This is a genomic window from Clostridium mucosae (assembly GCF_024622765.1).
GTDB lineage: Bacteria > Bacillota > Clostridia > Clostridiales > Clostridiaceae > Clostridium.
In genome coordinates this window covers 49,097-62,938 of record NZ_JANKAF010000020.1, presented here as the reverse complement: position 1 = coordinate 62,938, position 13,842 = coordinate 49,097, and the positions used below count along the sequence as shown (strand labels likewise).

The following is a 13,842-nucleotide window of genomic DNA, read 5'->3' as shown; positions in this document are numbered from 1 at the left end:
TAAACTGATACCTATAGACTAGACACTTAAATAAAAGGGTTTATGTCTATAGGTATTTTTTATATAATTAAATAAATAGATGGAGGTTGCTGAATGGGTAGATTTTTATTAACGAGAGAAGATATAGAAAAATTAAAGAAGAATAAATATGTAGCTAAAGTAAGTGAAACAACAATAACTTATACATTTGAGTTCAAAAGATTATTTATAGATGAATATATTTCTGGAAAACCAGCACGAAAAATTTTTGCTGAAAATGGATTTGATATAGCTATGATTGGAATTAAAAGAGTTGAAGAATCAGCTGCTAGATGGAAGAAAGCCTATGATAAAGGCGGTATTCTAGCTTTAGATAAAGCCACAAGAACTCCACGTTACCGCAATGTTAATCGCGAATTAACGAAAGAAGAAATTATAGAAAGACAAGAAGCTAAAATCAAGCTACTTGAAGCACAGGTAGAACTATTAAAAAAATTAGACGAGAAAGAAAGGTTGCTGATAAAGAAAAATAAAGAATTGAATACTAGCACTAAATTTGAATTAATAAAATCTACAATTGAAATGAATAATTTTAAAAGGTTAACAGGATATTTTTGCAAGATTTTAGATGTTTCACGCTCGGGATATTACAATTATATAAATTCAGCAGATATACGAAAGCAACGTGACAACCAAGACATATTTGCTAAAAATCTAATTTTAAAGGCTTTTAACCGACGTGGATACAAGAAAGGTTCTAGGTCTATTAAAATGATATTAGAAAATGAATATAATGTAATTTATAGCTTAAAAAAGATACAACGAATAATGAAAAAATATGAAATTATATGCCCATATAGAAAGACTAACCCTTATAAAAAAATAATAAAAGCAACTAAAGAACATAGAACTGTTCCAAATCTTTTAGAAAGAAATTTCAAGCAAGAAACTCCTGGTTTAGTTTTATTAACTGATATTACATATTTGCCATACGGCGAAAACGATATGGCTTATTTGTCAACCATTCTAGATGCCTCAACAGGTGAAATATTAACTCATCATATGTCTAAGCGAATCACTCTAGATATAGCGACAGAAACAATATTAAAACTAAAAAAACAGAAGAAAGTAAAGTTAGCTGCTAATGCATTTATCCATTCTGACCAAGGATCACATTATACAAGTCCTATATTTCAAGCCTTACTGAAGGAAAACAACTTAGGACAATCTATGTCTCGCCGTGGAAACTGTTGGGATAACGCCCCGCAGGAATCGTTCTTTGGTCATTTGAAGGACTCTGTTAAATCTAAGAAGTGTAATTCATATGAAGAACTTAAAAGCAAAATTAATAAATATATAATTTATTATAATAACTACAGATATAAATGGGATCAAAAAAAGATGACCCCTGTTCAATACAGAAATCATCTTCTTTGTGCATAACCCTTTTTTTATAATGTCCTTGACATAGGTATCAGTTTAAAACGCGAGCCCCTTTATAAAAATAAGATATTAACTTTTTTAAGACAATAAAGCTTACTTTAAATTGAATGAATTTTATATTAAATAGAGTTCTAAGGCTGCTCCTTAATTAAAATATTATCTTACATCATATATTCTATAATACTTATTTTTCAAATAATCTATAAAATATTTTGAATTAAGTTCTTCTCCAGTTATATTCTTTATAAGTTCTTCAGGAGTATATAATGAACCATGTACATGAACTTTTTCTTTTAACCAATTAAATATTTCAGTAAAATTACCATTTTTAACTTCTTCCATTATATTTGGATTTTCTTCTAAAAGTTTATGGAACATTTGAGCTCCGTATAAATTTCCTAATGCATAACTTGGAAAATATCCAAAAGACCCATCTGACCAATGCATATCTTGAAGTATTCCTTCACTATCATTTTTAGGTTCAATTCCTAAATATTCCTTATATTTTTTATTCCATAACTCTTTAAGGTCATCTACGCCTATTCTTCCATTAATTAATTCTTTTTCTATTTCATATCTTATTATAATATGAAGTCCATATGTTAATTCATCTGCTTCAGTTCTAATTAGTGAAGGTTCAACATAATTCATAGCTTCATAAAACTCATCTAAAGTAACATTTTTAAAATCTTCAAAATATTCTTTAGCTATAGGTAACAAATATGAACAAAACTCCTTACTTCTACCTAATATATTTTCGTAAAATCTTGATTGCGATTCATGTATTGCCATAGAAGCTCCAGATTGAAGTCCAGTAGATTCTAGGTCATCACTTATATTTTGTTCATAAATACCATGACCACCTTCATGAATAGTACTAAATAAAGCTGATGCAAATTCATCTTCATGATAATTAGTAGTCAATCTTACATCTCTATTTCCAAAGTTTGTTGTAAACGGATGAACACTTTCGTCTAATCTACCAGCTTTTAAATCAAATCCCAATTTATTTAAAATATATAATGATAGATCTTTTTGTTTATTTGTATCAAATTTACCATATAAAAAATCACGATTTATCTTTTTATTGCTAGCTTTAATACTGTTTAATACCTCTATTATTCCATCTCTTAGTTCAGCAAATATTTTATCTAATTTTTCAGTAGTTAATCCTAATTCATATTTATCCAAAAGGGTGTCATACTTATCATGCTTAAATCCCCAATAATTAATAAATTCTTTTTGAAACTCAACAACTTTCTCTAAATGAGGTTTGAATATTTCAAAATTATTAACATCTTTAGCTTTTTCCCAAGCTAATTCTGAATTGCTGCAGATACCAACATAAGCTACATATCTATCTTGAGGTATTTTTTTAGTTTCATTATAATTTCTTTCAAGCTCTTCTAGCATTCTAACTTCAGTATGATTCATTTCATTTTTATATTGTGATAAATCCTTTATAAATTCCTCTACTTTAGGACTAGTAATCGTATTAAAGCTTTCCCCTGACAAATACTCTAAAACTTTTGATCTAGACTCTCCTGCCTTAATTGGCATGTTAGTTCTCATATCCCAGTAAACTAAATTCATTGCTTGTACTAATTTTTCATATTTACTTAAATAATCTTTAAGTTCTTCAACTTTTTCCTTTAATGGCATATTACTTCCTCCTTTTATAAATTTTACTTATATATAAATATATCATATATTTATCATCAAAATAAGTATATTTAAAATTTATAGCTAAAATCAAAATACTCTATATATAAGCGAAACTTTATTATTTATGTAATAAAAAAGAATATGACTTGAAGCCATATTCTTTTTATATTGATCAATTAATCTATTGCTGATTGGTAACTTCATTATAAGTATTACCTATTTTGGTTATTTCATCTTGTGGCGCTGGACATAGTGGATAATAACCTTTTTTCACCATCCATTGCCATACTTCATAAGCATGATTACAACTCATAGTAAATGCATCTTTTAAAAATTCTCTTAAATCTGGATTACTTGCTTCCATAGCACTCCATGCATATTCTCTACCTGCTCTTTTTAATGTTAAAAGATATGATGTTGCAATTTCTCTATCATTTAATGTTGTAGCATTTGTATTAGGAGTTGTAGGTTGAGTCATATTTACTGGCGCCTTCGTAAAGTCTTGTAGAGTTTTCTTCAATGCTGGTACATTTAATTTTTGTGTAGGTGTAGTTGCATTTTTAACATATTCCACCTTTATATTATAATCTTGAATATGGACTGGTAAATGAGTTTCTAATATACTCTTAAGTTCTGGATCTTGAACCATATTCTTAAATAATCCCATAGATGTTATTGAATTGACACAGCTCATTATTAATTCACTTAATTGATTTAATTCGTTTGAAGCTAATTGCATGATAATTCTCCTTTATATTATTTATTTTCTTGGATCATTAAAAGAAGGTGCTGTTGGATCTGGTGCTTTATGTTCTGGTCCTGGAGTTGATAAATCAAAATAAAGCTTAGAATCTTCAGTAACACCAAAATCTCTATTTGATCCAGTTCCTTGAACTTTGTTAAGTGCTTCTCTAAATAAAGCATTATGAGCTTCTTCTCTATTTAATAGAAAATCAATAGTTGCCCTTACTTCTTTATCTTCAATTTGACGATACAAGTATTCATATACAACTTTAGCTCTTTGCTCAGATGCAATATTGGAAAGTAAATCCGCAACTAAATCTCCTGTACATGATACATAATCAGAAGTCCATGAATATCCAGACGAATTAATTAATAATGGTGATAATCCACCTAAAACATGCCCTTGAATTTCCCCAGAAACTACCTTCTTATAATCTACATCATGACCATTTAATAAATTAATAGTTGTTGCTACCATTTCCATATGACTTAATTCTTCTGCAGCAATATCAAGGAATAAGTCTTTTATCTCTTGATCTTTTATTCTAAAACTTTGTGAGATGTATTGCATTGCTGCTTTTAATTCCCCATTAGCTCCTCCTAACTGCTCTTGTAATAATACAGCGTATTGAGGATTAGGTCTTTCTACTTTTACTTCATGTAATAATGATTTTTCATGTTTAAACATATTTATCCCTCCGAAATTTACTTCAATACTATGTTTCCCAATTTTAATATGGATATTCTATTAAATTAGCCTGTACTAAATGTTTTGTAAATTTAATATCAATATAATAACTCATAAAAAAAAGAACATGCTATAGCAGCATATTCTTAGAAACTCTTTATAAACTTCTCTAATAATAAATCTCTTAACAACTCTAAAATGTATATTTTCACTTTGCTTGTCATTTTATTATTAATTAACATAAAATAATTTTTCTTGTTATATTATTTATTATAAATAAATTAATTTAACAATTAATTAATTGAGAAAAGACTTAATATATCTTCCTCGCTTAATGTATTTATGCTTGACATATCATTCTCATTGTCAATTATCTTTTCTATTAGTTTTCTCTTTTCATCCTGAAGATCAATTATTTTTTCTTCTATTGAATTCTTTGCAATTAACTTAATTACTTCTACTATGTTAGTTTGACCAAATCTATGAGCCCTATCAGTAGCTTGATCTTCAACAGCAGGATTCCACCAAGGATCAAAGTGTATTACTATATCTGATGATGTTAAGTTTAACCCAGTTCCCCCCGCTTTTAAACTTATTAAAAACACAGAATTTACTCCTTCATTAAACTCATTTACAAGTTCTAACCTCTTTTCTGATGGTATTGATCCATCTAAATAACTATATAAAATCTTCTCCGAACTTAATTTATTAGCAATATTTTTTAAAACTGAAGTAAATTGTGAAAATACTAATATTTTATGTCCTTCCTCTATACCTTGCTGTAGAATTTCAATAAGAGCATCTACTTTACCACTGGTACCTACATAATCATTTATCAATACAGATGGATCAAGGCATAGCTGTCTTAATTTAGTTATATAAGATAAGATTTCTATTTTACTTGTTTTTATATCATCATCCTTAACTTTCTTTTCAATTAAGCTCTTAGCATGATCTGCATAAATAGAATATACTTTTTCCTGTTCTTCCGACATAGATACTAGTAATTTCTTTTCTATCTTTTGAGGTAGCTCTTTTATTACATCCTTTTTATATCTTCTTAATATAAAAGGCTTAATAAGTTTATTTAACTCTTCTAAAACTTCTTCTGATTCATTTAACTTCTTATGATACCTTACGCTAAATCTTTTTTCATCAAAAAGATAGCCAGGCATTATAAAGTCAAAAATTGACCATAATTCCATCAATGAATTTTCAACTGGAGTACCAGTTAAAGCAAATTTTCTATATGCCTTTATTTTTTTTACAGATATTGAGTTTTGAGAATTACTGTTTTTAATAAATTGTGCTTCATCTATAAAACAATACTCAAATTGTATTTTTTCATATTCATCTAAATCTCTTTTTATTAAATTATAAGTAGTAATTATTACATCATATTTTTCTATATTATTTAAAATTTTAACTCTTTCATCTTTAGGACCATTTACAACTGCATATTTAATAGTTGGCGCAAATTTTTCTATTTCACTACTCCAATTATAAATTAATGATGTTGGTGCAACAATTAATGTTTTAGATGGTAAGCTTGATAATATAAATGTTATTGCTTGAATTGTTTTTCCTAGCCCCATCTCATCGCCTAAAATTCCACCAAAGCCTAAGTAATCCATAGTTTTAAGCCAATTATAACCTTCTTTTTGATAAGATCTAAGCTCTGCAAGTAACTCCAATGGTTCTTTAAATGTTAGCTTATTTACATCTCTTATTTTCTTTTGAATTTGTGATAATTCCTTTTTCCCTTTTATATATCTAATATTATTTTCCTTAATAAAATTATCTATATATAAAGCTTTATTTTTACTAAATAAAATGCTATCATTTTCTATATCATTTTCTAAAGATAATACATCTAGTAAATTTAAAAAGTTTTTAAGTTCTATTTCTTCTAAATCTAAAAACTCACCATTTTTAAGTTTAAAATAGTTAAGATTATCTCTAAGTGCTAATATTATATCTTTAACTTCATTTTCTGGTATATTGTCAATTTTAAATTTTAATTCAAAATAATCAAATTTACCGCTTTGTATATTACCTGTTATATTTTTACTGTTGATTTGTTTTATCATTTTAAAGTTTTGTGAATAAAAAACTTCTCCAACATTTTGAAGCTTTTCAATATCATATTTAAAGAATTTAAATAAATAATCATCCCCAAGTAATAAATAAAATTTATCTCCTGAAGCTTCAAAACCAAGGGATCTTAAAAAGGACATAACTTCTCTTTCTTTATTTAAATCTCTATATATAATTTTATTTTTATATTCATGAAATATATTGAATTCATGTTCTCCATATTTAACTTTTAGAATTAATGTTACATCCTTATTAACCTTATCAAAATAAAACTTAAATTCAACATTTTCTTTTACAATTTTGTTTTTTATAGGCTTATTAATACTTACATCATCAGATAGTGTGTAAAGTTTAGGTAATAACTTGGATAAAATTCTTATTTCCTCATCCTTATCTAATGAAATAGATCTTGTATTATTGAATATGTTTAAATATGCTGATATATCATAACAATACTCTATGCTTGGTAAGAAAATGCTACTTCCATATAAAAATACAGTTCCCTTTTTATCAACCTTTTCTGGTATTCCATCTTCTAAAGCTAATAAATATTCTTTTTCAAATTCCTTTAAAGATATTTTTATATCTGGTTTATTAAAAATAATTTCAGTTTCTACGGGCTTATAAAAAAAACCTTCATTTAAATAAACTCTGTTCTTTGAAACAGTTTCAAAAAATTCTCTTATCAAAAAATCAGGAAGTATTAACATCTTTCCATCTATATATTTATCTTGCCTTCTCATAAAATTTGATGAAACTGATTCTATATCTTTCACTTTTTCAATAAAATCTATTATTTTCTTTTCCTTTATACCTAGCCTTTGATATCTTAGGTCAAAATTAAAGTCTTTGCCATATTTAATTGGTAGCTTATTATAATATGAAGTTAAAAATTGGTTTATATCTTTAACAACATATAATCTATTTGAGGATAATCCTTTTAATCCTATTTTAAATTCTGCTGCTAATTTATTCTTTAGACCTTGTTTGTTTATATAAACTTCTATTTTAATCTCATCTTTGTTTTCTTCTTCTAAAAGCAAATCTAATATATTATCTTTTTTATTTTTAAAAATAATCTTATTTAAAACTGAATCGTTAAATTTAGCTTTAACTTCTTCAATATCATCTAATTCATTTAAAAATTTATAAAAGCTTGCAAATAGATGTTTACAACAATAATTATGTTTACGCAATTCATTTCTTTCAAAGTCATCACAGCTACAAAAAGTTGATATTACATTTTTAGTATTTATATCTATTTCCATTTTAGAGTTGTACTCATTAAAAAAATTTTCCGATATAATCTTAGAATCTATATAAACCAAATCATCATCACATTTTACTTCAAAATTAGAAATTAAATCATTTTCTAAAATTCTCTTTCCACCTAAATTATTTTTACCTGATGTATCTTTATTAAATTTTTCTAATAAAACTTGTTTAATCATAATTCTCACCTTATATAATAACGAAATAGTGAAAGATTGAAAAAGTGAAAAGTGAAAATATTAAGGATATGATTCAACTATATTGAATTATGAAAAATTAATAAGAAATTTCAAAGATTTCCTATTAAAAGTACTTTTCACTTTTATATTTCAGATTTTGCATAGCAAAACCACCTCAATTTTTTCATTCTTTAATTTTTTCATTCCTTCATCTTATACATTGCTTTGCAAAATATAAACTAACTTTAATTATAACAAAAAGAAGTGGCTTTTGCCACTTCTCATTATGCATTCATCCATAACTCCTTTAATTTACATTTCCTATCTTCAAAATCATAGGAAGGGCTATATTTAACTCTTTTTTTTATAATATAATCTTTAATTGAGTTCCTTAAATCATTTTCAACTAAAGTTGTGGCAATGATTTTATTATTAGAATCTACAAAACATATAGGTATTGTATCTTGAAATACTAACATTTGAAGATGTTCTTTATCTAAGTCGGAATTCTTATTATATATACGTCCATAAATAAACTTATTACTTCCAGCAAATCTAAATAGTATTACAAGCACTACTTGTCCATTTATTTTTATAGAATTAGCTTTCATTTCAACAATAGATTTTTCTTGTATATATTTTAAATTAAGGTTTTCTTCCTTTAAGTAAAAACTAGAGTATATCTTATTATCCTCAAATTTCGTAATATAATTACCTATATATCCACACTCTAGTAGATCTAAATTTCCAGTGTAGTACAAAACCATTCCCCTCCTAAGAATACAAATTAATCATTAATTAATTATACTACTCTTATAGCATAGTATTAAAGGAGTATATAATGGGAATACTACCATTAATACTTAATCTAATGTTATTTATTTTCAGATTCTTTATCTTTTATATTAAGCTCATTATTTTTTTTAGTTTTTCTAACCTCTTTAGGCTTTTCGCCATAAAAGAAAAGCTTTAATAGCATAACTGAAGAATAACTTAAATTAAAGAAGTTATTATATTCCTCTAAGATTTTTGATAATTTTGAATCACTTACCATACTGCTATTTATTTTATATCTAAAATTGTCTTTTCCTAAAATATCACTATGATTTATTATAGCTTCAATATCGTAATTTATAAATCCTAATGATTTTAAAAGAGTTATAAGTACTCTTCCAATTTCTCTATTACCATTTAAACTAGATTGAAACTTTGATAAATTATCATTTAATGCTTTAATTAAATTATTTTTAGGATATGTTAGCCCCCATAGTTCACTATCAATATCAATTATAATTAATTTCCCTCCGGGTTTAAGAATCCTATATATTTCTTTTAGTGCCGAAATTGGATTATTAAGATGTTGAAAAACAAATCTTGCAATAACACATTCATAATAATTATCTGGTATAGAAGTATTTGTAATATCATCAATTACGAAGTTAACTCTATTACCATATTCTTTACTAAGATTACTATAAGCAAATTCAAGAAGTTTTTCATCATTATCTAATGCAGTAACTTCACATTTACTAAAATTATCTAATAATATCTTTGTAAAAAAACCTGGCCCACTTCCGACTTCTAAAATATCACTATCTTCTTTTACTCCTAATAATTTTAACATCCTCATTTCTTTTTCGAAACCCAAATATGCCTGCTTTTCTAACCTTTCCATCTCTCTTTTAAAACCAATTTTCTCATAAATTTCACTATATGACATAAACATTTCTCCTAAGATTTATATACATAATATAGTATATACCTTGCAATAAAAATGGTTCTTTTATATAAGTCAATAAAAATAAGATAGAAGAGTGTTCTTCTATCTTGTTTTTATTAATCAACTGATTTTAATGATTCTATCATTTCTACTTTTTTTAATTTATAATACATAACAATATTAACAAGTACTGCAAATATTATTGTAAGTAATGCTGAAATTAAGAAGCTTAATAAATCAATATTCCTTCCAAACATAATATTATCCATTTCTACTGTAACCATTATGAATCTATGTAGGAATATTCCTAAAAATTCACCGAAAACAATACCAAATAAAGTCAATATTATATTTTCTCGATAAATATATGCAGATACTTCATTATCATAAAAGCCTAATACTTTTATTGTGGCAATTTCTCTCATTATCTCACTTATATTTACATTAGTTAGATTATAAAGAACAACGAAAGCTAATGCTCCTGCAGATACTATCATTACTAAAACAACATAATTTAAGCTTTTAATCGTATTGTCAAAATTATCTTTTATACCAGCATTAAATGATACGCTTTTAACTATAGGTTTCTCCATAATTGTCTTTGAAAACTTATCTTCATCTTCTATTATAGAGGTATTAACTAAAATAGAATTAAAATTACTGTTAATATCAAATTTTTCTTTATAATATTTAGAAGACATATATACATAATTAAATGTATAATTTTCTGCAATCCCAGAAACGTTCATTAAAATTTCTCTATTATTAACTTTAATTTTTACTTCATCACCAAGTTTAACATTTGCTTTCTTTGCAGCTTTTTCTGATAATATAACTCCATCGTTTTTTAACTTAATCTCTTCTTTAGATAATCTGTTTTTTAGGTTTATAAACTGATCAAATTTATCTAAGGACTCAGGAACTATTATATAAATATCTTTATCTCCGTCATCAGTAACTATTTTAGCACTTTCTGATTGTACCATTAGTAGTTTATCTACCTCTTTCAAACTACTTATATCTGAAAAAATATCTTGTTTTTCTAAATCACTTGCATCTTTATCTATATTTATAGTTAAGTTATATTTAAATATATCTCCATATTGCTTATCAACTATAGTCTTTATTGAATCTTTTATTCCAAAGCCAGTGACAATTAAAGCTGTACATCCAGCAATACCAAAAACAGTCATAAAGAATCTCTTCTTATATCTAAATATATTTCTTACTGTTACTTTACCGATAAAGCTTAATTTACTCCAAATGAAATTGACTCTTTCAACTAGTATTCTTTTCCCATTCTTAGGAGCTTTAGGCCTCATAAGAGCTGACGGAGTTTCTGATAACTCTTTGTAGCATGCAAAGAATGAAGATAAAGTAGTTACTAAGATAGCTATTACAGTTATAGAAATTGCTATTGGTATATTAAATTCTAATTCAACTTTAGGTAAAGTGTACATAATACCATAGGCATCAAAAACTACTATTGGAAATACAGTTAATCCTATTGCAAGTCCTACTATACTACCTAAAAAACTAGCTAAGAAAGAATATATTAGATACTTTGATACAATTTTAGATTTTGAATATCCTAAAGCTTTTAAAGTTCCTATATTTATTCTTTGTTCATCTACCATTCTAGTCATTGTTGTTAAACATATTAAAGCAGCAACTAAAAAGAAGAATACTGGAAATATTCTAGCTAATTTATCTATACTATCAGCATTATTTTTATAATCTACATATGAATAATGACTATTTCTGTCTAATATATACCAACTAGGTTCTTCAATACTTTTTACATCATTTTCTGCCTTTTTAATTTTTGCTTCAGCAGAAGCAATTTCTCTTTCAAAGGTTTCCTTAGATTTTTCGTACTCCTCTTTTCCTTTTTGTAGTTCATTTTTTCCATTTTCTAATTGTAGCTTTGAACTTTCAAATTGATTAACTGCTTCATTTTTAGAAACTTCTAATTGGATTTTCTTTTCATTTAAAAGTTTTTCACCATTTATTAATTCATTTTCTTTATTTGTAATTTCACTTTCTGCTAATCTTAACTTTTCTTCTCCACTTTGAATTTCATTACTGATATATTCTATACCCTTAACTAATTCATCCATGCTTCTAGTTAAAACTTCTAGTTGAATATTTAGCTTATTTTTTTCTTCTTCTGAAATATTAGGAACTTTTAAAGCTAATTTTACTTTAGTAATTTCTTCATTTAGGCCTGTTTTAGTATCATTCAAAGTTAAAAGAGTGCTTTTAGCAATATCCATTTGTTTTTCTGCATTTAACTTTTCAGCTTGAAAAGCATTTTTTGCAGATTCTAAGGCAACTTTACCATCGCTTATTGTATATTCTGACAAAGAAATTTGATTTTCAGCTTTCATAATTGAAACATTAAATTCATTTTCTTTTTTTGCTAGTTCACTTTCCCCATCCTTTAAAGCAATTTCTGACTCTTCTAGTTTTTTCTTAGCCTTATCTAATTCTTCTTTACCTTTAATTTTTTGATTCTCGAGTTCCTCTTTACCTTCAATTATTTTCTTATTTGCTTCACTAACTATTTCATTATATCTAATGCTAGCTCTATCCTCACCTAGCTCTTCTAAGGGATATCTTACATTGTCAATTAAATTAAAATATTTATCTGAATATGAATTTAACTTTTTAGCACCATCTACTGTTACATATGCCTCAGTATATGCTGGTATTTTAAAATTTTCTTGTGGAATAACAATAAAACTAGATATTTTCCCTGATCCTATACTCGATGTACCTTTTTCAAAGGATAAATAATAAGGAGTTTGTACTTTACCTACAACTTCATATTCAACAATTTCTAATTTATCACTTAATAATTCACTTGTCCCAGATTCAAGCTTTATTTTACTTCCTATAGATAATTTTAAAGATTCTAACTTTCCAGCTTCTAAAACACATTCATTTGGGTTTTCCGGAAGCTTTCCTTCAATTAATTTATATTTATTTACATAGCTATCACTATTTAAAGGTATTCCCATAACTTTTAATACATTTTCTGAAGAATCTATAGTAGTTATAGCATCTAATGAATAAGTAGGAAATACATCTAAAACACCATTAACTTTACTTAACTCAGCTATATCATCATCTGTAAATCCTAAAGTAGAGTATAAAGTTAAATCCATAAAATTATAATCATCATAATACTTGTCTGCTGTTCTTTTCATATCAACAGGAGATACTTTTATACCTGAAAAGAAAGCAACTCCTAATGCTATTATTGCAAATATAGAAAAAAATCTTCCTTTTGACTTTTTAATGTCTCCAATAACATCTTTCATAAAAGCATTTTTAAACATTACCATTCAATCCTTTCCACTGGAATAGGATTTTCGTTTAATGTAATACTTTCAATCATTCCATTTTTTACTTTTATAACCTTATCTCCCATAGGAGTTAACGCAAGATTATGTGTTATTATAACAACTGTCATATTATATTTTCTACAAGTATCTTGTAACAATTTTAATATTGCTTTTCCAGTATTATAATCTAAAGCACCAGTTGGCTCATCACACAAAAGTAATTTTGGATTTTTAGCTAAGGCTCTTGCTATAGCAACACGTTGCTGCTCTCCACCTGAAAGTTGAGCTGGAAAATTATCTTTTCGATTTTCTAGTCCAACTGCATTTAAAATATCCGAAGGATTTAAAGGATTTTTGCAAATTTGAGTAGCAAGTTCAACATTTTCTATAGCTGTGAGATTTTGTACTAAGTTGTAAAACTGAAATACAAACCCAATATCGTAACGCCTGTATGTGATAAGTTCTTTTTCAGAATATTCACTCACTTTATTATTATCTACTATAATATCTCCGGAAGTTGCAGTATCCATACCACCTAAAATATTTAGAATAGTACTTTTACCTGCTCCACTTGCACCTGCTACTATTACAAATTCACCTTTTTCAATATTAAATGATACTCCGCTTAATGCATCAATATTTACTTCACCCATTTTATATGTTTTTTTAACGTCTTTAAATTCTATAAAGCTCCTCAAAAATATC

The 13,842-nt window shown here is 26.3% G+C and carries 9 protein-coding genes; 1 reads left to right on the top strand and 8 read right to left on the bottom strand.

Going from position 1 to position 13,842, the window contains the following annotated elements; translation table 11 throughout:
- Window positions 1-93: 93 nt before the first annotated feature.
- The gene (locus NSA50_RS16750) at window positions 94-1,422 is read left to right on the top strand and encodes an IS3 family transposase (RefSeq protein WP_257446850.1); all 1,329 of its coding nucleotides are present in this window, start codon (window positions 94-96) and stop codon (window positions 1,420-1,422) included.
- A 156-nt stretch (window positions 1,423-1,578) separates the two neighbouring features.
- Here NSA50_RS16750 and NSA50_RS16745 read toward each other — a convergent pair whose 3' ends face one another.
- From NSA50_RS16745 to NSA50_RS16710, 8 genes are all read right to left on the bottom strand, one after another.
- Entirely contained in the window at window positions 1,579-3,084 is a 1,506-nt protein-coding gene (locus NSA50_RS16745) for a carboxypeptidase M32 (protein WP_195428196.1), read from the bottom strand.
- A gap of 184 nt (window positions 3,085-3,268) precedes the next feature.
- Entirely contained in the window at window positions 3,269-3,826 is a 558-nt protein-coding gene (locus NSA50_RS16740; RefSeq protein WP_257446937.1) for a spore coat protein, read from the bottom strand.
- 21 nt (window positions 3,827-3,847) lie between these two features.
- Window positions 3,848-4,519, bottom strand: a complete 672-nt coding sequence (locus NSA50_RS16735) for a manganese catalase family protein (RefSeq protein WP_195263090.1) — start codon at window positions 4,517-4,519, stop codon at window positions 3,848-3,850.
- A gap of 293 nt (window positions 4,520-4,812) precedes the next feature.
- Window positions 4,813-8,067, bottom strand: coding sequence for a DEAD/DEAH box helicase (locus NSA50_RS16730; RefSeq protein WP_257446931.1), 3,255 nt, complete (start codon window positions 8,065-8,067; stop codon window positions 4,813-4,815).
- 284 nt (window positions 8,068-8,351) lie between these two features.
- Window positions 8,352-8,834: a hypothetical protein gene (locus NSA50_RS16725; RefSeq protein WP_257446927.1), complete on the bottom strand. Its 483-nt coding sequence runs from the start codon at window positions 8,832-8,834 to the stop codon at window positions 8,352-8,354.
- Between the two features lie 107 nt (window positions 8,835-8,941).
- Window positions 8,942-9,787: a class I SAM-dependent methyltransferase gene (locus tag NSA50_RS16720; protein WP_195263087.1), complete on the bottom strand. Its 846-nt coding sequence runs from the start codon at window positions 9,785-9,787 to the stop codon at window positions 8,942-8,944.
- Window positions 9,788-9,903: 116 nt separating this feature from the next.
- The gene (locus NSA50_RS16715) at window positions 9,904-13,131 is read right to left on the bottom strand and encodes an ABC transporter permease (RefSeq protein WP_257446923.1); all 3,228 of its coding nucleotides are present in this window, start codon (window positions 13,129-13,131) and stop codon (window positions 9,904-9,906) included.
- Window positions 13,131-13,835 carry an ABC transporter ATP-binding protein gene (locus NSA50_RS16710; RefSeq protein ID WP_306813970.1) on the bottom strand — a complete coding sequence of 235 codons (705 nt, stop codon included), beginning with the start codon at window positions 13,833-13,835 and terminating at the stop codon, window positions 13,131-13,133. Before NSA50_RS16710 ends, NSA50_RS16715 begins: the two co-directional genes overlap by 1 nt.
- Between the last annotated feature and the right edge of the window lie 7 nt (window positions 13,836-13,842).

What these genes read in the sequence shown, in the direction of transcription:
- NSA50_RS16750 (WP_257446850.1), top strand. Translation starts at nt 94, where the DNA reads ATGGGTAGATTTTTATTAACGAGAGAAGATATAGAAAAATTAAAGAAG.
- NSA50_RS16745 (WP_195428196.1), bottom strand. Translation starts at nt 3,084, where the DNA reads ATGCCATTAAAGGAAAAAGTTGAAGAACTTAAAGATTATTTAAGTAAA.
- NSA50_RS16740 (WP_257446937.1), bottom strand. Translation starts at nt 3,826, where the DNA reads ATGCAATTAGCTTCAAACGAATTAAATCAATTAAGTGAATTAATAATG.
- NSA50_RS16735 (WP_195263090.1), bottom strand. Translation starts at nt 4,519, where the DNA reads ATGTTTAAACATGAAAAATCATTATTACATGAAGTAAAAGTAGAAAGA.
- NSA50_RS16730 (WP_257446931.1), bottom strand. Translation starts at nt 8,067, where the DNA reads ATGATTAAACAAGTTTTATTAGAAAAATTTAATAAAGATACATCAGGT.
- NSA50_RS16725 (WP_257446927.1), bottom strand. Translation starts at nt 8,834, where the DNA reads ATGGTTTTGTACTACACTGGAAATTTAGATCTACTAGAGTGTGGATAT.
- NSA50_RS16720 (WP_195263087.1), bottom strand. Translation starts at nt 9,787, where the DNA reads ATGTCATATAGTGAAATTTATGAGAAAATTGGTTTTAAAAGAGAGATG.
- NSA50_RS16715 (WP_257446923.1), bottom strand. Translation starts at nt 13,131, where the DNA reads ATGTTTAAAAATGCTTTTATGAAAGATGTTATTGGAGACATTAAAAAG.